The sequence below is a fragment of the Microbacterium sp. SCPM-O-B-15248 (M128) genome (genome assembly GCF_058214835.1).
In genome coordinates this window covers 39395-58617 of the sequence record NZ_JBYQLI010000002.1, presented here as the reverse complement: position 1 = coordinate 58617, position 19223 = coordinate 39395, and the positions used below count along the sequence as shown (strand labels likewise).

The 19223-nt window shown below is 70.7% G+C and carries 22 protein-coding genes; 13 read left to right on the top strand and 9 right to left on the bottom strand.

Annotation, left to right across the window (positions count from 1 at the left end; translation table 11 throughout):
- Positions 1-3 precede the first annotated feature (3 nt).
- Positions 4-996: a DMT family transporter gene (locus AC3E6M_RS02935; RefSeq protein ID WP_490528985.1), complete on the bottom strand. Its 993-nt coding sequence runs from the start codon at positions 994-996 to the stop codon at positions 4-6.
- A gap of 71 nt (positions 997-1067) precedes the next feature.
- On the opposite strand from AC3E6M_RS02935, the gene AC3E6M_RS02930 reads away from it, so the two are divergent.
- Positions 1068-1631, top strand: a complete 564-nt coding sequence (locus AC3E6M_RS02930; RefSeq protein WP_138175818.1) for a CGNR zinc finger domain-containing protein — start codon at positions 1068-1070, stop codon at positions 1629-1631.
- Here the strand turns inward: AC3E6M_RS02930 and AC3E6M_RS02925 are convergent.
- On the bottom strand, positions 1588-2484 hold the full coding sequence (locus tag AC3E6M_RS02925) for an alpha/beta fold hydrolase (RefSeq protein WP_490528984.1): 897 nt from the start codon (positions 2482-2484) through the stop codon (positions 1588-1590). The two genes, AC3E6M_RS02930 and AC3E6M_RS02925, sit on opposite strands and share 44 nt — an antisense overlap.
- 242 nt (positions 2485-2726) lie before the next feature.
- On the opposite strand from AC3E6M_RS02925, the gene AC3E6M_RS02920 reads away from it, so the two are divergent.
- Positions 2727-3461: an exonuclease domain-containing protein gene (locus tag AC3E6M_RS02920; protein WP_490528983.1), complete on the top strand. Its 735-nt coding sequence runs from the start codon at positions 2727-2729 to the stop codon at positions 3459-3461.
- Positions 3462-3569: 108 nt separating this feature from the next.
- Here AC3E6M_RS02920 and AC3E6M_RS02915 read toward each other — a convergent pair whose 3' ends face one another.
- The 3 genes from AC3E6M_RS02915 to glgA form a co-directional block, all read right to left on the bottom strand.
- Complete coding sequence (locus tag AC3E6M_RS02915; protein WP_138175812.1) at positions 3570-3824, bottom strand: type B 50S ribosomal protein L31; 255 nt, start codon at positions 3822-3824, stop codon at positions 3570-3572.
- A gap of 110 nt (positions 3825-3934) precedes the next feature.
- Positions 3935-4720, bottom strand: coding sequence for an ABC transporter ATP-binding protein (locus AC3E6M_RS02910; RefSeq protein WP_138175810.1), 786 nt, complete (start codon positions 4718-4720; stop codon positions 3935-3937).
- A 74-nt stretch (positions 4721-4794) separates the two neighbouring features.
- Positions 4795-5985, bottom strand: coding sequence for a glycogen synthase (gene glgA / locus AC3E6M_RS02905; RefSeq protein WP_138175808.1), 1191 nt, complete (start codon positions 5983-5985; stop codon positions 4795-4797).
- 76 nt (positions 5986-6061) lie between these two features.
- On the opposite strand from glgA, the gene glgC reads away from it, so the two are divergent.
- Positions 6062-7306, top strand: coding sequence for a glucose-1-phosphate adenylyltransferase (gene glgC / locus AC3E6M_RS02900; RefSeq protein ID WP_490528982.1), 1245 nt, complete (start codon positions 6062-6064; stop codon positions 7304-7306).
- A 22-nt stretch (positions 7307-7328) separates the two neighbouring features.
- Here the strand turns inward: glgC and AC3E6M_RS02895 are convergent, their stop codons facing one another.
- Positions 7329-7802, bottom strand: coding sequence for an S-ribosylhomocysteine lyase (locus tag AC3E6M_RS02895; RefSeq protein WP_138175804.1), 474 nt, complete (start codon positions 7800-7802; stop codon positions 7329-7331).
- Between the two features lie 100 nt (positions 7803-7902).
- On the opposite strand from AC3E6M_RS02895, the gene serB reads away from it, so the two are divergent.
- Entirely contained in the window at positions 7903-8544 is a 642-nt protein-coding gene (serB, locus tag AC3E6M_RS02890; RefSeq protein WP_490528981.1) for a phosphoserine phosphatase SerB, read from the top strand.
- Positions 8545-8757: 213 nt separating this feature from the next.
- The gene (locus AC3E6M_RS02885) at positions 8758-9429 is read left to right on the top strand and encodes an alpha/beta fold hydrolase (RefSeq protein ID WP_490528980.1); all 672 of its coding nucleotides are present in this window, start codon (positions 8758-8760) and stop codon (positions 9427-9429) included.
- 16 nt (positions 9430-9445) lie between these two features.
- On the opposite strand, the gene fabG is transcribed toward AC3E6M_RS02885, so the two are convergent.
- Positions 9446-10156 carry a 3-oxoacyl-ACP reductase FabG gene (gene fabG, locus AC3E6M_RS02880; RefSeq protein WP_138175798.1) on the bottom strand — a complete coding sequence of 237 codons (711 nt, stop codon included), beginning with the start codon at positions 10154-10156 and terminating at the stop codon, positions 9446-9448.
- Positions 10157-10304: 148 nt separating this feature from the next.
- Here fabG and AC3E6M_RS02875 point away from each other — a divergent pair, with 148 nt between their 5' ends.
- The 4 genes from AC3E6M_RS02875 to AC3E6M_RS02860 are packed head-to-tail and all read left to right on the top strand — an operon-like array spanning position 10305 to position 12372.
- Positions 10305-10880 carry a DUF4190 domain-containing protein gene (locus AC3E6M_RS02875; RefSeq protein ID WP_394529545.1) on the top strand — a complete coding sequence of 192 codons (576 nt, stop codon included), beginning with the start codon at positions 10305-10307 and terminating at the stop codon, positions 10878-10880.
- A gap of 42 nt (positions 10881-10922) precedes the next feature.
- Positions 10923-11294, top strand: coding sequence for a DUF3099 domain-containing protein (locus tag AC3E6M_RS02870; protein ID WP_138172436.1), 372 nt, complete (start codon positions 10923-10925; stop codon positions 11292-11294).
- Positions 11291-11497 carry a hypothetical protein gene (locus AC3E6M_RS02865; protein WP_138172437.1) on the top strand — a complete coding sequence of 69 codons (207 nt, stop codon included), beginning with the start codon at positions 11291-11293 and terminating at the stop codon, positions 11495-11497. The genes AC3E6M_RS02870 and AC3E6M_RS02865 overlap by 4 nt, the downstream gene beginning before the upstream one ends.
- Positions 11494-12372, top strand: coding sequence for an SURF1 family cytochrome oxidase biogenesis protein (locus AC3E6M_RS02860; RefSeq protein WP_490528979.1), 879 nt, complete (start codon positions 11494-11496; stop codon positions 12370-12372). The genes AC3E6M_RS02865 and AC3E6M_RS02860 overlap by 4 nt, the downstream gene beginning before the upstream one ends.
- Positions 12373-12437: 65 nt before the next feature.
- Here the strand turns inward: AC3E6M_RS02860 and AC3E6M_RS02855 are convergent, their stop codons facing one another.
- The gene (locus AC3E6M_RS02855) at positions 12438-14036 is read right to left on the bottom strand and encodes an ABC-F family ATP-binding cassette domain-containing protein (protein WP_138172439.1); all 1599 of its coding nucleotides are present in this window, start codon (positions 14034-14036) and stop codon (positions 12438-12440) included.
- Between the two features lie 186 nt (positions 14037-14222).
- Between AC3E6M_RS02855 and AC3E6M_RS02850 the strand changes: the two genes are divergently transcribed.
- The 4 genes from AC3E6M_RS02850 to AC3E6M_RS02835 are packed head-to-tail and all read left to right on the top strand — an operon-like array spanning position 14223 to position 18214.
- Entirely contained in the window at positions 14223-15257 is a 1035-nt protein-coding gene (locus AC3E6M_RS02850) for an iron-siderophore ABC transporter substrate-binding protein (protein ID WP_138172440.1), read from the top strand.
- 25 nt (positions 15258-15282) lie between these two features.
- Positions 15283-16329 carry a FecCD family ABC transporter permease gene (locus AC3E6M_RS02845; protein WP_490528978.1) on the top strand — a complete coding sequence of 349 codons (1047 nt, stop codon included), beginning with the start codon at positions 15283-15285 and terminating at the stop codon, positions 16327-16329.
- Positions 16326-17381 (top strand): FecCD family ABC transporter permease, encoded by a 1056-nt coding sequence (locus tag AC3E6M_RS02840; RefSeq protein ID WP_490528977.1) that lies wholly within the window; start codon positions 16326-16328, stop codon positions 17379-17381. Before AC3E6M_RS02845 ends, AC3E6M_RS02840 begins: the two co-directional genes overlap by 4 nt.
- Positions 17378-18214 (top strand): ABC transporter ATP-binding protein, encoded by an 837-nt coding sequence (locus AC3E6M_RS02835; protein WP_138172443.1) that lies wholly within the window; start codon positions 17378-17380, stop codon positions 18212-18214. Before AC3E6M_RS02840 ends, AC3E6M_RS02835 begins: the two co-directional genes overlap by 4 nt.
- 31 nt (positions 18215-18245) lie before the next feature.
- Here the strand turns inward: AC3E6M_RS02835 and AC3E6M_RS02830 are convergent, their stop codons facing one another.
- Complete coding sequence (locus AC3E6M_RS02830) at positions 18246-19175, bottom strand: siderophore-interacting protein (RefSeq protein ID WP_490528976.1); 930 nt, start codon at positions 19173-19175, stop codon at positions 18246-18248.
- Between the last annotated feature and the right edge of the window lie 48 nt (positions 19176-19223).

The following is a 19223-nucleotide window of genomic DNA, read 5'->3' as shown; positions in this document are numbered from 1 at the left end:
CTGTCAGGGCGCCGGGACGACCGGCACGCTCGCCGTCTCGGTGCGCGGTTCGGCCGGGCCATCGGCATCCAGTCGCACGAGCACGACACCGGCCAGGATGAGCGCTCCCCCGACGAACTGCACCGGTGCGGGGGTCTCGCCCAGCAGCAACCAGGCGAATCCGAGGGCGAACAGCACTTCGCTCAGCCCGACGAACGACGCCAGCCGCGACCCGATCAGCGGCACGGCGATGACGCCGAGCGCGTAGCCGAGGGTCGTCGCGACGCCGCCGACCCACAGCAGGGGCAGGATGCCGGGGACCTCGAGCCCCAGCATCGACACGGTGATCGCGGGGGCGGCGAAGGGCAGCACGCCCGTCACGATCAGCACCCCCATCACCGCCGTGCCGGTCAGCAGGCCGCCCGCGGCGAGCGCGAGCGGGGGCAGATCGTCGCCGGCCCGCCCCGCGATGACGAAGTAGGCCGCCGCACACACCGCGGCGCACAGTGCGAACAGGGTGCCGAGCAGGTCGAAACGCGCACCGCTGATGTCGACGACGAGGACGAGACCGGCCATCGCGACGACGGAACCGACGATGACGAGCTTCGACGGCGCCCGCCGTGTGCGCACCCACACCGCGATGACGAGGAGTACGGGCGCGATGTACTGGATCAGGAGCGCCACCGCGACCGGCATCCGCTGCATCGCCGCGAAGTAGAACACCTGGCATCCGGCGACCGCCGTGAGGCCGAACGCGAGGATGAGCAGCCCGTGCCGCCGCAGGAATCCCGGCTGCCGACGAATCGCCCGGATGAGCGCGGGAGACAGCAGCAGGGCCGCGAGCCCCATCCGTACGACGAGGACGGCGCCCAGCGACCAGCCGCCGTCGAGCAGCGGCTTCACGAACGGGCCGCTGGACGAGAACGCCAGCGCCGAGGCGACCGCGATCACGAGGCCCGTGACGGCGGTGGAACCGTGATGCGTCGGGCGTGGGAGGGCGACGGAGGAGGTGGTCATGGCTGCCCGCTGTCAGGAGTGAAGTACGTTTACACTCGTGACAGTAGAGCGTCCGCCTGTCAGGAGTCAACATGGTCTTCATCCGTGACACCGAGCTCGTCCTCCGCGCCACGGTCGAGCTGGTCAACACGCTCCCCGAGTCCGACACGAGCGGTGTCGACGGCCTCGTCGACCTCGTTCATCTCGAGGACTTCACGACGCGTCACGGCTACACCGGCTCGCGCACGCACGACGCCCGAGAAGTGGCAGCGGTGCGTGGCATCCGGGGGCGTCTGCGCGATCTGTGGACGGTCGACCGGGACGGAGCCGTACCGCTGGTCAACGGGATGCTCGCCGACGGTCGCGCCCTCCCCCAGCTCGTGCGCCACGACGACATGGACTGGCACATCCACGCGAGCGACCCCGACGAGCCCCTCGCTCGGCGGATGCTCGTCGAGGCCGCACTCGCGTTCGTCGACGTCATCCGCGCCGACGAGTACGCGCGCGTGCGCACGTGCGACGCCGATGACTGCGAGGGGGTCTACGTCGACTTCTCGAAGAACGGCTCCAAGCGCTACTGCGACTCGGGCAATTGCGGCAACCGCATGAACGTCAACGCGTACCGGCGGCGGAGGGCCCGCGCAGGAAGCGAATGATCGCGGATGCCGCCGCGGCCGGAGTCTCGTAGTGGATCAGGTGCCCCACGTCGGGGATCTCCACCAGCTCAGCGCGCGGGAAGAGCGTCGCGAGGTGGCGCTCGGCCTCGATGGGCGTGATGTCGTCTTTCTGGGCCGCGACGAGGAGCGTGGGCTGGGCGATGCGCGGGGCGAACTCCCGCACGTCGTGGGAGACGCTCGTCACGAACGCCTCGTGCAGCACGTCGCGGTCGGCGAAGCGCGAGAAGTACGTGTCGTGCTGCTCGTGCACGAAGCGGCGCAGATCGGCGTCGCGCGTCTTGGCCATCGCGACGCTCATCACGCGCACGATGACGCCGTTGCGCAGGAGGGCGTCGCCGATCGGGCGTGGCAGCTTCGCACCGGCGAGGTAGTAGAACACCGCGAGACGCGTGAGCACCCCGCGCGGACCTTCGAGGGCCGGAGCGCCGATCGGGTTGACGAGGATGAGCTTCGCTGTGGCCAGGCCCCCCGCGACGGCTGCGGAGGCGACGATCGAGCCGAACGAGTGCCCGAGCACCACCGCACCCGGCGCGACGGTCTCGACGAACGTCCGCAACCACGCGGCATACGCGTCGAGGTCATGCGCACGGCCGGGCAGCGGCGCGGTCTCGCCGAACCCCGGCAGGTCGGGCGAGATCACCCGGATGCCGGGAAGGTGCGCCACGACCGGCTCGAGGCCGTGGTGCTCACCGCGGAAGCCGTGCACCGCGACGATCGTGGTCGCGGCGTCGGCGTCGCCGTACGTCCAGTAGGCCGTCGTGCCGCCCAGGATCTCGGCCGTCTGCCGCTGCACCGGGATCTCGGCGAGCAGCGCGGCGTAGGGGTTCGGCATCCGTCGAGTCTACGAGAGGGGGTGACACCGTCTTGGCCGGGTGCGCCGGAGCGGCCCGCGCCGATGCGAGAACAGGGGATGCCGCGAGAACATGCCGATCCGCGGCAGACCGGCCTGTTCTCCGCATAGCGCCTGTTTTCGGTGCACCCCACGGCGCGGGCACGCACCCGGGACGGGCCGCGAGCCCGTCCGCGCCGGAGTGCCTCCGCGGCCGTGTCGGAACCCCGCCCTAGCCTGGGCGCATGACCACGTGGCAGGCCGAGCCGCTCCCGATGTTCCAGACGCCCGAGTGGGCGCGCGTCGTCGGGGTGTTCGACCTCGAGACCACCGGGGTCGACGTGGTCAACGATCGCATCGTGACGGCGCACGTGGGCGTGCTCGACGCGGGCGGAGGCGTCATCGATGCGCGCGACTGGCTGGCCGACCCCGGCGTCGAGATCCCCGCGGGCGCGGCCGCCATCCACGGCGTCACCACCGCGCGTGCCCGCGCCGAAGGAGCCGCGGCGCCGACGGTCGTGGCCGAGGTCGTCGAGGCGCTGCGCGCGCTGTTCGACGCCGGCATCCCGGTCGTCGCGTACAACGCGCCGTTCGACTTCTCGCTCCTCAAGCACGAGGCGCTGCGTCACGGCATCCCGCCCATCGATGCGCCGTCGCCCGTGATCGACCCGCTCGTGGTCGACAAGACCTACGACCGCTACCGGCGCGGCAAGCGCACGCTGACCCACGTCGCCGCGCACTACGCGGTGCCGCTCGACGCCGCCCACGAGGCGTGCGCCGACGCCGTCGCTGCCGGACGGCTGGCTCTCGCGCTCGCCGAGCGCTACGCCGCCTGGCTGCCGCCGACCCTCGACGAACTGCACACCCGACAGATCGCCTGGGCGCGCGCGCAAGCGGCGAGCCTCACCGAGTACTTCGTCACGATCGGACGACTGGATGCCGAGGCTCCCCCGCTCGACGGAGCGTGGCCGATCCGCTGACGGTGGGTCCGACGCCCCGACCTCGGCCTGCCGCCGGCACGCGGCCGACCCGAAACGAGAAACGCCCCTCCGTCCGAAGACGAAGAGGCGTTTCTGCGGTGCTGCGACTCAGCGCGAGCCACCGAAGTTCTTGAAGCGCTGGTTGAACTTCTCGACGCGACCGGCCGAGTCCATGATGCGCTGCTTACCCGTGTAGAAGGGGTGCGAGGCAGACGAGATCTCCACGTCGATGACGGGGTACTCCACACCGTCCAGCTCGATCGTCTTGTCGCTCGAGACGGTCGAACGGGTGAGGAAGGTGTCGCCCGAACCGAGGTCGCGGAACACGACGGCCTTGTACGTGGGGTGGATGTCAGTCTGCATGGGAGGTCCTTTGAGGAGTGGTGCCCTGGATTCTGCCAGGACGGTCAAAGTCTGCGGCGCCGGAGGCACCAAAGGACGAGTCTACCAGGCTCTGCGCGCGCGGACGACGCTCAGGACGTCGCGCGAGCGGCGTACCGTCCGGCGTCCTGCGTCAGCGTGATCGGGACGCCGAACGTCGCCGTCAGATTCTCGGCCGTGAGCGCCTCGGCGAGCGGTCCGGATGCCACGACCTCGCCGTCGCGCAGCAGCAGGACGTGGGTGAATCCGACGGGGATCTCTTCGACGTGGTGCGTCACCATGATCATCGCCGGAGTGGTCGGCGCCTGCGCGTAGCCGGACAGCAGCGACAGGAGCTCTTCGCGGGCGCCGAGATCGAGGCTCGCCGTGGGCTCGTCGAGGAGCAGCAGCTCGGGGTCGGTCATGACGGCACGGGCGATCTGCACGCGCTTCTGCTCGCCGTCCGAGAGTGTGCCGAACGTCCGGTCGGCGAGATGGTCGAGGCGCCACTCGGCGAGGACCCGCAGCGCGCGGCGCTCGTCGATGTCCTCGTACTGCTCGCGCCACCGGCCGGTCACCGAGAACGCCGCGGTCAGCACGACGTCGAGGACGGTCTCCTCCGGCGGGACGCGACGGGCCATGGCCGACGAGGCGAAGCCGATGCGCGGGCGCAGCTCGAACACGTCGGTGCGCCCCAGTCGCTCGCCCAGGATGGTCACGGCACCCGAGGTGGGGTGCAGGAGCGTGTCGGCGAGCTGCAGAACGGTGGTCTTGCCGGCGCCGTTCGGGCCGAGCACCACCCAGCGTTCATCGTCCGAGACGGTCCAGTCGAGGTGGGACACGATGTCCCGGGCGTTCCGGCGGACGACGACGTCGGAGAACTCCAGAACCTGCGGCATGCCCCCAGCCTAACGGCCCGGGCGGACGAACTCCGGCGCGCCACCCCGCCCTGGGGACGCGCGCCGCACCCCATCTACCGGCCCGCGACCTCCGCGTACAGCGCCGCGGTGGTCTGGGCGATCGCGGCCCAGCTGAAGTCCTCGATCGCCCGGGCCCGACCGGCTTCCCCGTACTGCGCGGCGCGCGCGGCATCCATCACCACTTCGGTGAGCACGCGCGCCAGATCGTCGACGAAACGCTCGGGATCCACGGGCGTGCCGGTGCCGTCCTGCACCTGCTCGATCGGCACGAGCCGCCCGGTGACACCGTCGACGACCACTTCGGGGATGCCACCGGTGGCGGTACCGACGACGGCGGCGCCGCACGCCATCGCCTCGAGGTTGACGATGCCGAGGGGCTCGTAGACGGAAGGGCATACGAACGTCGTCGCCGCGGTGAGGATCGCGCACAGCTCGTGCCGGGGCAGCAGGCGGTCGATCCAGACGACGCCCTCGCGCGTGGCCTGCAGCCCGCGGACGAGCTCTTCCACCTCGGCGAGGATCTGCGGGGTGTCGGGCGCGCCGGCGCACAGCACGAGCTGCACCTCGGGCGGCAGCTTCTCGGCCGCGCGCAGCAGGTATGGCAACCCCTTCTGCCGCGTGATGCGTCCGACGAACACGACCGACGGACGCGCGGGGTCGATCCCGGCCTCGGCGAGGAACGCGTCGTCCGTGACGGGATGCCACGCCTCGGTGTCGATGCCGTTGTAGATGACGCGGACCTTGTCGGGGTCGAGCGACGGGTAGCTGCGCAGGATGTCCTGGCGCATGCCCTCGCTCACGGCGACGACGGCCGCCGCCCCTTCGTAGGCCGTCTTCTCGATGAAGCTCGACACCGCGTAGCCGCCGCCGAGCTGCTCGGCCTTCCACGGCCGCAGCGGCTCGAGACTGTGCGCGGTGACGACGTGGGGGATGCCGTGCAGCAACGAGGCCAGATGCCCGGCGAAATTGGCGTACCAGGTGTGGGAGTGCACGACGTCGGCTCCGGCGACGTCGGAGACGATCTCGAGATCGGTGCCGAGAGTCTGGATCGCGCCGTTGGCGGAGGCGAGCTCCGCAGGCACCGCATACGACGTCGTGTCGGACTCGTCGCGTGCCGCGCCGAAAGCCCGCACCTGCACCTCGGTCCCCTCGGCGCGCAGCGCCCGGACCAGCTCCGTCGCGTGGACGCCCGCTCCCCCGTAGATCTCCGGCGGGTACTCCTTGGTGACGACGTCGACGCGCATGAGACGAACCGTACAACACGCGAACCACCCTGTTCGACGTATAGCCCAGGGGATTTTCGCGCCCTAGGGTGGTGCCATGCCTGCAGCGCCGAAGGTCTTCGGAATCATCCTCGCCGGCGGCGAGGGAAAGCGACTCATGCCCCTGACGGCCGACCGGGCGAAACCGGCCGTGCCGTTCGGGGGGCAGTACCGCCTCATCGACTTCGCGATCTCGAACCTCATCAATTCGGGGCTTCGCCAGCTCGTCGTGCTCACGCAGTACAAGTCGCACAGCCTCGACCGCCACATCTCGCAGACGTGGCGTATGTCACCGATGCTCAACGCGTACGTGGCATCCGTTCCCGCCCAGCAGCGCCTGGGCAAGCGGTGGTTCTCGGGGTCGGCCGACGCGATCCTGCAGAGCATGAACCTCATCCGCGACGAGAAGCCCGACATCGTCGTGGTGATCGGCGCCGACCACGTCTACCGCATGGACTTCGGGCAGATGCTCGAGGCGCACATCGCCTCGGACGCGCGGGCCACGGTCGCCGGCATCCGTCAACCGATCTCGCTGGCGAACCAGTTCGGCGTCATCGACACCGACCCGAGCGATCCCACGATGATCCGCGAATTCCTCGAGAAGCCGCAGAACCCGACGGGCCTCGCCGACGCCCCGCACGAGGTGCTCGCGTCAATGGGCAACTACATCTTCGACGCGGACGCGCTCGTCGAGGCCGTCACGCACGACGGCGAACTGCCGACCTCCGCGCACGACATGGGCGGCGACATCGTCCCGTACTTCGTCAACCGCGGCGAGGCGGCCGTGTACGACTTCCAGCGCAACGACGTCCCCGGCTCGACGCCGCGCGACCGGTCGTACTGGCGCGACGTCGGCACGATCGAGTCGTTCTACGACGCCCACATGGATCTCATCTCGACCCTGCCGATCTTCAACCTCTACAACACCGACTGGCCGATCTACTCGCAGACCTTCAACGCTCCGCCGGCGAAGTTCGTCCGCGACTCGGTCGGCCGCATCGGCAACGCGATCGACTCGATCGTGTCGCTCGGCTCGGTGCTGTCCGGAACCCACCTCGAACGCAGCGTCGTCGGACCGTGGGCACTCGCCGGCGGCGGCTCGACGATCACCGATTCGGTCCTCTTCGACGGGGTGCAGGTGGGCGCGGGAGCGCGTATCCACCGCGCGATCCTCGACAAGAACGTCACGCTCGCACCCGGATCCACGATCGGTGTCGATCGCGAGCACGACCTGGCCCGCGGCTTCACCGTCACCGAGACCGGCATCACCGTCGTCGGCAAGGACGTGCGCGTCGAAGGCTGATCCCGGATGCCGAAGGGGCGGGTCAGATGCCGACGCGGGCGAACGCGTCGCGGCTGATGCCCTGCGAGAGCACGAGCTTCGACCACTCGCGCGCGGTGTGCAGGCTGTGGTCGCGGTAGTTGCCGCAGCTGAAGGCGTCGGTGCCCGGCACGTCCTCCCACTCGACGTCCTCGGCGATCGCACGCAGAGAATCGGTGACGGCCGTGACCACGTCACCGAGATCGGGCTCGCCCCACATGATGAGGTGGAAGCCGGTGCGGCATCCGAACGGCGAGATGTCGATGACGCCGTCGATGCGGTCGCGGAGCAGGCTGGCGAGCAGATGCTCGATCGTGTGGATGCCGGCGGTGGGGATCTCGCCCTGGTTGGGCTGCACGAGACGGACGTCGAAGTTCGAGATGACGTCGCCGCGGGGCCCCGACTCGGTGCCGATGAGGCGGATGTAGGGAGCGAGGACGGCGGTGTGGTCGAGCGTGAAGCTCTCGACGTCGGCCATGGGGTTCCTTTCGGCGGCGTGCACGGGCGCTTCGAGCCTACGCGCGCGCTCGGCACCGGGCGTCGCGTGGGTCTTCGCGTGACGCGCTAGGGTCGAGGCCGTGCCCGCGCCTGCTCGTTTCCTCGTCGTGCTCGACGCCGACTCCACCCTCATCCGCAACGAGGTGATCGAACTCCTCGCCGACGAAGCCGGACGCGGCGCCGAGGTGGCCGCGGCGACCGAAGCCGCCATGCGCGGCGAGGTCGACTTCGCCGCGAGCCTGCGCTCGCGCGTCTCCGCGCTGACCGGCGTCCCGGTCGAGGCCTTCGCGCGCGCGATCGCCCGTATCGAGCCGACGCCGGGCGTACGCGAGCTCATCGACGCCGTCCACGCCCGTGGCGGGCGCGTCGGTGTCGTCTCGGGCGGGTTCCACGAAGTGCTCGACACCGTCGCCCCCGACCTCGGCGTCGACGTGTGGCGGGCGAATCGCCTCGCCGTCGCCGACGACGCCCTCACGGGCGAGGTGGACGGACCGATCGTGGATGCCGCGGCCAAGGCCGACACGCTGCGCGAATGGGCGGCCGACTACGGCGTGCCGATCGGGCTGACCTTCGCGATCGGTGACGGCGCGAACGACCTGCGCATGATGGCGGCCGCCGGCCTGGGGATCGCGTTCAACGCCAAGCCCGCCGTGCGCGCCCAGGCCGATGTCGTGGTCGGCCGCGTCGACCTCGCCGAGGTCATCGCGCTGCTCCCCTGCTGACGTCGCGCGGGGCCGTCGCTCGCGGGAGCGCCGGGGCACGGCATCCATGTTCCTGTCACGAGAACAGGCGGTGCGCCGAGAACAGGCCGACGTCGGCCGAATCGGCCTGTTCCGGGCGCATGCCCTGTTGTCGTCGCGGCTCTGAGGCGCCCGGTCCCGCGCCCGCCCACGGCGGGGGTGGCCGATGTCGGAGGCCCGTCGTATCGTCGCGCCATGGACGTCATCCTGGTTCCCGGTCTCTGGCTCACGGCATCCTCGTGGGATGCGGTGGTGCCCACGCTCGTCGCGGCGGGTCACCGGCCGCATCCCCTCACGCTGCCCGGCAGCCCGAACGCGCGTATCGACGACTGGGTCGACGCGGTCGTGCAGCAGATCGACGCCGTCGACTCCCCCGTCGTGCTCGTCGGTCACTCCGGCGGCGGCAACGTCGTGTGGGGTGCGGCCGACCGACGCCCCGACCGGGTCGCGCGCGTCGTGTTCGTCGACACCATGCCGCCGCCCCCGGGGGCGATGATCTCCGAATTCCCCGTCGAGGACGGCACGGTCCCGTTCCCGGGGTGGGACTTCTTCGACGCGCCCGACGTGGCCGACCTCGACACGGCCACGCGAGAGCGCACGCTGTCCGACACCGTCGCCGTGCCCGGGCAGGTGCCCACCGATCACCTCCCCCTCACCGACGAGCGGCGATTCGGCATCCCCGTGACGATCCTGTCGGGACAGCTGGATGCCGAGAGCCTGCCCGCCGTCCTCGCCGAGTGGGGGCCGTGGGCAGAGGAGTTCGGCCGTATCCGCGACACCGAGGTGGTGCACCTCGGTTCGGGGCACTGGCCGCAGTTCTCACAGCCCGCGGCGTTCGCCGAGACGCTGCGGAACGCAGTGCGGTGAAATTCCGAGGCGGTTGTCAGTGCCCCATGCCGAGCCCGCCGTCGACGGGGATGACGGCGCCCGAGATGTAGGCGGCGTCGTCGCCGGCCAGCCACGTCACGACACCGGCGACCTCGTCGGCCGAGGCGAAGCGACCTGCCGGGATGTTCTTTTTGTACTCCGCCTGCGTGTCCGCGGGGAGCTCGGCGGTCATGTCGGTCTCGATGAACCCGGGGGCGACGACGTTCGCGGTGATGCCGCGGCCGCCGAGCTCGCGCGTGAGCGACCGGGCGAAGCCCACGAGCGCACTCTTCGAGGCGGCGTAGTTGATCTGACCGGCCGAGCCGTAGAGACCGACGACGCTCGAGATCAGGATGACCCGGCCCCAGCGCGCCTTCAGCATCCCCTTCGACGCGCGCTTGACGACGCGGAACGCGCCCCCGAGGTTCGTGGAGACGACGCTGTCGAAGTCGTCCTCGCTCATGCGCAGGAGCAGGGTGTCCTTGGTGATGCCCGCGTTGGCGACGACCACGGCGATCGGTCCGAGCTCGGCCTCGACCTGCGTGAACGCCGCGTCCACCGCTGCGGCGTCGGTGACGTCGGCGCGGACCGTCAGCGTTCCCTCCGGCCCCTCGCCCGAACGAGCCGTGACGGCGACGCGCCAGCCCTCGGCGACAAAGCGTTCGGCGATGGCACGCCCGATGCCGCGGTTTCCTCCGGTGACGACGACGACGCGGTCCTGGGACATGTGAGACTCCTGCGATGCGAGGGACGGAACCGGCCCAGCCTACCGACGACCCCGCGATCCCCACCGCCCGCCGCGTTTGACACGACCACGGCACGCTGGAAGCCTGAGAACGACACGTCGAGAGTGACGGGCCGACGAAAGGGATGCCGTGAGCGACGACCAGAACCCCGCCCCCCGCAGCGAGGGCGAGACGCCCGAGACCCCCGACTCGGCGACCCCGCCCGCTCCCCCGGCCCCGCCCGTTCCCCCGTCCCCGGCCGCCGACGCGTACCCGGCACCGTCCGGGCCGGCATACGGAGCTCCGGCACCGTCTGCCGACGCACCTGCCTACGGTGCCCCCACCGCGCCCGAATACGCAGCCCCCGCAGCACCGGCCTACGGCGCCCCCACCGCGCCCGCGTACGGCGCCCCCACCTACGGCCAGCCCTACGGTGCGGCCCCCTTCGGTGCCGCCGTGCGCACCAACACGCTCTCGATCATCTCGCTCGTGGCATCCATCGCCGGATTCCTCCTGATCCTGCCGATCATCGGCCCCATCGCCGGTGTGATCACCGGACACATCTCGCTGGCGCAGATCAAGCGCACCGGCGAGAAGGGGCGGGGGATGGCCCTGGCCGGCACCATCGTCGGCTGGGTGAGCATCGCGCTCATCGTGCTGTTCGTCATCATCCTGTTCGTCGGCATCGGAATCGCGGCCAGCAACTCTTCTCGATACGGCTCCTAAGCGCGACCCGCCCCCGCACGACGGGCGTACCCTTGACTCACCGTGAAGACATCGCCCCGCGCTCAGTCAGCGACGTCGCTCCCCCAGGCTCCCCGGGACGACGCCGGATCCCGTTTCGCCAAATACATGGTGATGATGGGCATCCGCATCGCGTGCTTCATCGCGATGGCGGTCGTCACGCCCTACGGCTGGTACACGTTCGTCTTCGCCGCGGGTGCGATCTTCCTGCCCTACCTCGCGGTGATCGTCGCGAACGTCGGTCAGAATGCCGACGTGTCCGCCGCCGTGAATCCGGAACGCATGATCGAGTCGGCGCCGGCATCGCCGGCCGCCGCTCCGGCCGCCGACGCGCCGACCGTGATCCGCATCGTCGAGACCCCGCGCCTCGAACAGCCGCGCGACGACCGGTCGTGACCGAGGGCACCGTCGAGTGCTCGCGGGCCGGTTGCCGCTCGCACGCGCAGTGGGTCATCGTGTGGCGCAACCCGCGCATCCACGCGGAGGATCGCCGTAAGACGTGGGTGGCGTGCGAGGAGCACGTGGGCTATCTGCGGGAGTTCCTGCGCGCGCGCGACTTCCCGGTCGAGGTGGCCGCTCTCGCCGGAGACGTCGTATGAGCACGCGGACCATGCCGGCGGCGGGCCGCTGGGCGATGTACGTCGGGGTGGCGATCCTGTTCGCGATCGCCTGCGGGTTCCTCTCGAACTGGCAGTTCTCGCGCAACGCCGAACGCTCCGAGCAGCTGCAGCTCGTCGCCGACAACTACGACGCGCCGCCCGTGGCGCTCGCTGACCTCCTCCCTCCCGATGGCGAGCTCGCGCCCGGCGATGAATGGCGCCCCGTGCGCCTGAGCGGGCAGTACCTCGCCGACGACGAGCTCCTCGTCCGTAACCGCGCGCACGGCGGGTCGGCCGCGTACGAAGTGCTCGTGCCGTTCCGGCTGGACGACGGCCGTGTCCTCCTCGTCGACCGCGGGTGGCTTCCCCCGGGCGAACGACAGCCCGAGCCCGACACGATCCCCGCCCCGCCGAGCGGCGAGACCGAGATCATGGTGCGTCTGCGCCCGGGCGAGCCCGTCCCCGCTTCGGGCCGCACGGCCGAGACGGGGCAGGTGCCCACGATCAACCTCGGGCTCGTCGCCGAGCAGACGGGTCCCCTCGAGCCCGGCGCGTACGGCCTGCTCGTGTCCGAGGATCCTGCCCCCGCGCACGCGCCGCTCCCGATCGATCCGCCGAGCGACGACCCCGGTCCGCACCTGTCGTACGCGATCCAGTGGATCCTCTTCGCCCTGATGGGATTCGGGTTCCTCACGTACGTCATCGTGAGCGAGCGCCGCATTCGCCGAGAAGAGATCGAAGAAGCTCGCGAGCGCGGCGAGGAGCCGCCCGCCCCGACCCGGACGAAGCTCGACCCCGTCTCCGCACACCGCGGGCGCAAGCGACCGCGTGATCGCGACGCCGCCGACGAGGACGCCCTGCTCGACGCGCGCTGATCGCGGCCGCGCACCGACGACGATCGTCGCGGTCGCGCCGGGTCACGGCATCCGAATGCCGACGACTATGCCAGCGTGATCAGGTCGGCGTAGTCGCGACCCCAGATGTCCTCGACACCGTCGGGGAGGATGAGCACGCGCTCGGGGTTGAGCGCCTCGACGGCGCCCTCGTCGTGCGAGACGAGCACGACAGCGCCCTCGTAGTGCGCGAGCGCGCCGAGGATCTCTTCGCGCGAGGCGGGGTCGAGGTTGTTCGTCGGCTCATCCAGCAGCAGCATGTTCGCCGACGACACCACGAGGGTCGCGAGCGACAGACGCGTCTTCTCGCCGCCCGAGAGCACACCCGCCGGCTTGAGGACGTCGTCGCCGACGAAGAGGAACGAGCCGAGCACCTTGCGCGCCTCGGTCGCCGTGATGTCGGGGGCGGCCGACATCATGTTGTCGAGCACGGAGCGATGGACGTCGAGGTTCTCGTGCTCCTGGGCGTAGTAGCCGATCTTGAGGCCGTGCCCGGGCTCGAGCTGCCCCGTGTCGGGCTGGTCGACGCCCGCGAGGATGCGCAGGAGCGTCGTCTTTCCGGCGCCGTTGAGGCCGAGAATCACCACGCGCGAGCCCCGGTCGATCGCGAGGTCCACGTCGGTGAAGATCTCGAGCGACCCGTACGACTTCGACAGTCCCGAGGCCATGAGCGGGGTCTTGCCGCACGGAGCGGGCTTGGGGAAGCGGAGCTTCGCGACCCTCTCGTCCTGACGGACGTCGTCGAGGCCCGACAGCATCTTCTCGGCGCGCGCGACCATCTGGTGCGCGGCCGCGGCCTTCGACGCCTTCGCCCCGAAGCGCGCGGCCTGCAGCTGGAGGGCGGTGGCCTTCTTCTCGACGTTGGCGCGCTCCTTCTTGCGGCGCTCCTCGTCGGCCACCCGCTGGCGCAGGTAGTTCTTCCAGTTCATGTTGTAGACGTCGATGACCTGACGGTTCGCGTCGAGGTAGAACACGCGGTTGACCGTCTCGCCCACGAGCTCCACGTCGTGCGAGATCACGATGAGCCCGCCCTTGTACCCCTTGAGGAACTCCCGCAGCCACACGACGCTGTCGGCGTCGAGGTGGTTCGTGGGCTCGTCGAGGATCATCGTCTGCGCGTCCGAGAACAGGATGCGCGCGAGCTCGATGCGTCGACGCTGACCGCCCGAGAGGGTCTTCAGCGGCTGGTCCAGGATGCGGTCGGGGAGCGACAGGTTGTGGGCGATGGATGCCGCTTCGGCCTCGGCCGCGTATCCGCCCTGGGCCTCGAATTGCTCGGTGAGTGATCCGTAGCGCTTCATCGCCTTCGCGGCGACGGCGGGGTCGTCGTCGCCCATCGCCATCGAGGCCTCGTGCATCCCGAGGGCCAGCGAGCCCAGGCCGCGGGCGTCGAGGATGCGCGTGCGCGCGAGCATCTCGGGGTCGCCGGAGCGGGGGTCCTGCGGCAGGTATCCCAATTCGCCGACACGGTCGACGCCGCCGTTCGCCGGCAGCAGGTCGCCCGCCAGCACTTTGGTCAGGGTCGTCTTGCCGGCGCCGTTGCGGCCGACGAGGCCGATCTTGTCTCCGTCGGAGACGCGGAACGACACCTCCGACATCAGCACGCGCGCGCCGACGCGGATCTCGAGATCGTGCACGGCGAGCACAGCAGACGTCCGTTCGTCGAAGAAAAGGGAAGGCGGCCGATGATGGCCAGCCACCCAGTATACGGCGGCCCGGGATTACCTCGCCGTCGAGAGGTTCGACGAGGGGAACGGCATCCGGGTTTGCGGTCGTCCGCGGCATCTGATCTAAACTAAGCCTATCCTTACCTAACCCGCAGGAGGTCCTCTGTGTCCCGTTTCCGCGCGCTGGCTGCGCTCGCTGCCGCCACGGCCCTCGTCCTGACCGGCTGCGCCGGCTCCACCGGCACCCCCGGGGCGCAAGAGGCCTCCACGGCCGCGGACGGGGCCTTCCCCGTCACCCTCGAGCACGCTTTCGGCGAGACGACGATCCCCGCCGAGCCGCAGCGCGTGGTGACCGTCAGCTGGGGAAACCAGGAGGCCGCCCTCGCCCTGGGCGTGGTGCCGGTGGCGATGCCCAAGGTCACGTGGGGCGACGAGGACGGCGACGGACTCCTCCCCTGGGTCAAGGACAAGCTCGACGAACTGGGCGCTGCGACCCCGACCCTGATGGACGAGACCAACGGCTTCGACTACGAGGCCATCGCCGATGCCCGCCCCGACGTCATCCTCGGCGCCTACTCCGGCATGACGCAGGAGCAGTACGACACCCTGAGCAAGATCGCTCCGGTCGTGGCGTACCCCGACATCGCGTGGGGCACGACGTGGCAGCAGATGACGCTCACGGATGCCAAGGCCCTCGGCCGCGAGAGCCAGGCGCAGCAGCTGGTCGCGGACCTCGAGAAGCACGTCACGGACGAAGCGGCGAAGTACCCGTCCCTCGCCGGCGCGAAGACCCTGTTCACCTACATCAACCCGACCGACCTCAGCCAGGTGGGCTACTACTCGCTGAAGGACCCGCGTGCGATGTTCCTCAGCGAGTTCGGCATGACCCCGTCCTCGGCGGTCGAGACTTCCAGCACCGACGCCGAGACGTTCTGGTTCACCCAGAGCGCGGAGCAGATCGAGAAGTTCTCCGATGTCGACGCGATGGTCGGCTACGGCACGAGTACGACCCTGGCGACGCTGCAGGCCGACCCGCTGTGGTCGCGCATCCCCGCCGTCGCCTCCGGCGCGGTCGTGATGCTCCCCGACAACACCTCCCTCGCGGCGGTCGCCAACCCCAGCCCGCTCTCGATCGGAACCCCGCTGAGCGACGAGTACATCGGACTCGTCGGAGCTGCGGCGCAGAAGGCCGCCTCCTGATGCCGATCCGCCCCGCGACGGCGCGATGACCGCTCTCGCCCCGGCACCGACCGTCCCCGGCGACGCACGCCCGCGTCGCTGGGGGCGGCGCCGAGTCCTCGGCGTCACGGCTCTGATCGCGGTGCTCGTGATCGCCGCCGTCCTCTCGGTCACGTTCGGCGCCCGCGACGTGTCTCTCACGGACGTGTGGGGCGGACTCACCGGATCCACCGACACGGCGTCGACGGCGGCGGCGGCCAAGCGCATCCCGCGCACCGTCCTGGCCATGCTCGTCGGAGCGGCCCTGGCCGTCTCGGGGGCGGTGCTGCAGGGTGCCACACGCAATCCGCTCGCCGATCCCCAGATCCTCGGCATCAACGGCGGCGCGGCGCTCGCGATCGTCACCGGTATCGCCTTCTTCGGTCTCAGCTCGGCGACCTCCTACATCTGGGTCGGCATGGTCGGAGCCGGTGCGGCGGCCGTCTTCGTGTACGCGATCGGTTCACTCGGCCGCGGCGGCGCGACCCCGCTACGTCTCGCCCTGGCCGGAGCCGTCACCGCGGTCGCGTTCAGCTCCCTCACGAGCGCGATCCTGCTCCCGCGCACCGACGTCATGAACGTCTTCCGGTTCTGGCAGGTGGGCGGCGTCGGCGGCGCCACGCCCGCGACGATCCTGCAGGTTCTGCCCTTCCTGCTGGCCGGTCTCGTGATCTGCCTCGCCAGCGCCTCCGCGCTGAACACCCTCGCCCTCGGCGACGAACTCGCCGCCGGCCTCGGTGCCCGCGTCCGCACGGCACGCCTGGTGTCCTCCGGCGGCGCGGTGATCCTCTGTGGCGCCGCCACTGCGGTCGCCGGCCCCATCGGTTTCGTCGGGCTCGTCGTGCCGCACATGATCCGACTGGTGGTCGGCGTCGACCACCGCTGGCTGCTCCCGGTCTCCGCGCTCGGCGGAGCCGTGCTCCTCACCCTCGCCGACGTCGTCGGCCGCGTCGTCGCCCGCCCCCAAGAGATCGAGGTCGGCATCGTCACCGCTCTGCTGGGCGCCCCCTTCTTCATCGCTCTCGTCCGTCGACAGAAGATGAGAGCGCTGTGACCGCCGCCCTCGCCGCCCCGTCCGAGGCGCTCTCCGCCGTCACCACCGGGCGTCGCCGCCGCCGCCGTCGCTGGGCCCTGGTGACCGGCATCCTGTCGGTCCTCGTGCTCTCCGCGTTCGTGCTGTCGCTCATGCTGGGCCAGACCGTCTACTCCCCCGCCGAGGTCTGGGGCGTCCTGACGGGCCAGCGCGTGCCCGGCGCCTCCTTCACGGTGAGCGAGTTGCGCCTGCCGCGGGCGATGACGGGCCTCTTGACCGGAGTGTGCTTCGGCATGGGTGGTGTGGTGTTCCAGACGATGCTGCGCAACGCCCTCGCCAGCCCCGACGTCATCGGCATCAACACGGGGGCGAGCGCCGCCGCCGTCATCGGCATCGTCGTCCTGGGGCTCGGCGAGACGACGGTGTCCTTCCTCGCGATGGCCGCGGCGCTCGGCGTCGCCCTCGTGATTTATCTGCTCGCCTACCGGCAGGGCGGATCGGGAGCACGGCTCATCCTGGTCGGGATCGGCGTGGCCGCGATGTGCCAGGCGGTCGTGTCGTACGTCATCTCGCGCGCCGCGGAATACGACCTCCCCGCCGCGATGCGCTGGATCACCGGCAACCTCAACGACGCCACGTGGGACCGCGCCCTCCCGGTGCTGTTCGCGGTCGTCGTCCTCGGCCCCGTGATCCTCGTGCTCGCCCGGCGTCTCGAGGTCCTGCGGATGGGCGATGAGACCGCCGCGGCCCTCGGCCTGCCCGTCGAGCGCAGCCGCCTCCTGCTCATCGTCGCCGCCGTCGGTCTGCTCGCCTTCGGTACCGCCGCGGCGGGGCCGATCGCGTTCGTGTCGTTCTTGGCCGGCCCCATCGCCGTCCGGATCCTCGGCCCCGTCGGCTCCCCCGTCCTGCCCGCGGGCCTCGTCGGCGCGCTGTTGGTGCTCGTCGCGGACTTCTGCGCCCAGTACGCCTTCGGCACGCGCCTGCCCGTGGGCGTCATCACCGGCGTCCTCGGCGCCCCCTATCTCATCTACCTGCTGATCCGCAGCAGTCGATCCGGAGGAACCACGCTATGACCACGGAGCGCACCCTGCACGCCGAAGGCGTCACGCTCGGCTACGGCGACCGGACGATCGTGGAGTCCCTCGATCTCGCGCTGCCCCCGGGTCGCGTGACGACGATCGTCGGTGCGAATGCCTGCGGAAAGTCGACCCTCCTGAAGGCCATGGCGCGCCTGCTCACCCCGTCGCGCGGCCAGGTCCTGCTCGACGGCAAGGCCATTCACCGGCTCCCGACCAAACAGGTGGCCCGCGTGCTCGGCCTGCTCCCGCAGTCGCCCATCGCGCCCGACGGCATCGCCGTGTCCGACCTCGTCAGCCGGGGACGGCATCCTCACCAGGGCGCCCTGGCACGCTGGAGCTCGGCCGACGACGCAGCCGTCGCTCGGGCCCTCGACGCCACCGACACCGCGCACCTGGCGGACCGCCATGTCGACGAGCTCAGCGGCGGACAGCGACAGCGCGTGTGGATCGCGATGGCCCTCGCTCAGGAGACCGACGTGCTGCTGTTGGACGAGCCGACGACGTTCCTCGACATCAGCCACCAGATCGACGTGCTGGATCTGCTGACCGATCTGAACCGGCAGCGGGGAACGACCGTGGCCATGGTGCTACACGACCTCAACCTCGCCGCGCGGTACGCGGATCACCTCGTCGCCATGGCCGGCGGCCGCGTGATCGCCGCCGGAGACCCGGGCGACGTGCTCACCGAGCAGACGGTGCGCGAGGTGTTCGGCCTCGACAGTCGGGTCGTCCCCGATCCGCTGACGGGGCGTCCCATGGTCATCCCGATCGGGCGGCACCACACGGTGAGCGAGAGCCTGGGCCAGCCGGAGACCGTGCGGGCCTGAGGCCCGCCGCCCGCGCGGCACGCCAGAGCCCTCAGGCCGTGCGCTCGACCTGTCCGGTGCGCCAGTAGCCCATGAAGGCTACGCGCTTGCGGTCGACGCCGCAGCCCTGCACGAGCAGACGCCGCAGTACCTTCACCGTCTGCGACTCCCCCGCGATCCAGGCGTAGAACTCGCCTTCGCCGTCGTCGGGGCTGTCCCACAGGAGGTCGACGTCGACGTCGATGTCGTCGAGCTCCTGCGGGCGCGGCGCGGCGGCTCGGGCGAGGACGTCCCCGGATGCCGCGGCCCAGGCCTCGACGGCCTCGATCAGCGCCTCCCCGTGCGGACGATCGTCGCGCGCCAACCACCGCACGCGCGCGTCGCCGGCGGCCAGGGGAAGGGCATCGTCGATGCTCGGAACCTCGATGAAGGCGTCGACGACGAACCCGACGCCGAGCCCCTCGATGATCGCGCAGATCGCGGGTGCGGCCGTCTCATCCCCGGCGAGCAGCAGGCGCTGCGCCGTCCCGGGGTGGAAGTCGATGCCCTGCGCGGACTCGGAACTCCGTGCGTCCGGGCCGACGACGATGATCCGGTCGCCGGCGGTCGCGATCTCCGCCCACGCCCCCGCGGGACCGGCGTCGTGGTGCAGCACGAAGTCGATGTCGAGCTCGAGCGCCTCGGGGTCGATCCGGCGCACGGTGTAAGTGCGGAACGGCATCCGCTCCTCGTCGGGAAGATCACGCCACCGGGTGTACCACTCGCCGTTGTCGATCGCCTGCGGATCGGTCTGGCCGATGTCGCACAGTGTCCCGTCCGGTCCGGGCAGCACGAGCTTGACGCGCTGGTCGCGCCGATCCGTGCCGAAGACCTCGAAGTCGGGCGACGTGAACGTGATGCGCGCGAAGTGCGGCGACAGCCGGCGGGCCCCCTTCACCACAGCGACGTACGGGCGGTAAGCGGGACGCGTGGCTGTCTTCACCCGATAAGGATATCCTTACCTATCCTCGGATGCCAGGCGAGAGCGCTC

What these genes read in the sequence shown, in the direction of transcription:
- AC3E6M_RS02935 (WP_490528985.1), bottom strand. Translation starts at nt 996, where the DNA reads ATGACCACCTCCTCCGTCGCCCTCCCACGCCCGACGCATCACGGTTCC.
- glgC (WP_490528982.1), top strand. Translation starts at nt 6,062, where the DNA reads ATGCCTGCAGCGCCGAAGGTCTTCGGAATCATCCTCGCCGGCGGCGAG.
- AC3E6M_RS02920 (WP_490528983.1), top strand. Translation starts at nt 2,727, where the DNA reads ATGACCACGTGGCAGGCCGAGCCGCTCCCGATGTTCCAGACGCCCGAG.
- AC3E6M_RS02860 (WP_490528979.1), top strand. Translation starts at nt 11,494, where the DNA reads ATGAGCACGCGGACCATGCCGGCGGCGGGCCGCTGGGCGATGTACGTC.
- AC3E6M_RS02835 (WP_138172443.1), top strand. Translation starts at nt 17,378, where the DNA reads ATGACCACGGAGCGCACCCTGCACGCCGAAGGCGTCACGCTCGGCTAC.
- AC3E6M_RS02925 (WP_490528984.1), bottom strand. Translation starts at nt 2,484, where the DNA reads ATGCCGAACCCCTACGCCGCGCTGCTCGCCGAGATCCCGGTGCAGCGG.
- AC3E6M_RS02915 (WP_138175812.1), bottom strand. Translation starts at nt 3,824, where the DNA reads ATGCAGACTGACATCCACCCCACGTACAAGGCCGTCGTGTTCCGCGAC.
- glgA (WP_138175808.1), bottom strand. Translation starts at nt 5,985, where the DNA reads ATGCGCGTCGACGTCGTCACCAAGGAGTACCCGCCGGAGATCTACGGG.
- AC3E6M_RS02930 (WP_138175818.1), top strand. Translation starts at nt 1,068, where the DNA reads ATGGTCTTCATCCGTGACACCGAGCTCGTCCTCCGCGCCACGGTCGAG.
- AC3E6M_RS02885 (WP_490528980.1), top strand. Translation starts at nt 8,758, where the DNA reads ATGGACGTCATCCTGGTTCCCGGTCTCTGGCTCACGGCATCCTCGTGG.
- fabG (WP_138175798.1), bottom strand. Translation starts at nt 10,156, where the DNA reads ATGTCCCAGGACCGCGTCGTCGTCGTCACCGGAGGAAACCGCGGCATC.
- AC3E6M_RS02845 (WP_490528978.1), top strand. Translation starts at nt 15,283, where the DNA reads ATGACCGCTCTCGCCCCGGCACCGACCGTCCCCGGCGACGCACGCCCG.
- AC3E6M_RS02895 (WP_138175804.1), bottom strand. Translation starts at nt 7,802, where the DNA reads ATGGCCGACGTCGAGAGCTTCACGCTCGACCACACCGCCGTCCTCGCT.
- AC3E6M_RS02910 (WP_138175810.1), bottom strand. Translation starts at nt 4,720, where the DNA reads ATGCCGCAGGTTCTGGAGTTCTCCGACGTCGTCGTCCGCCGGAACGCC.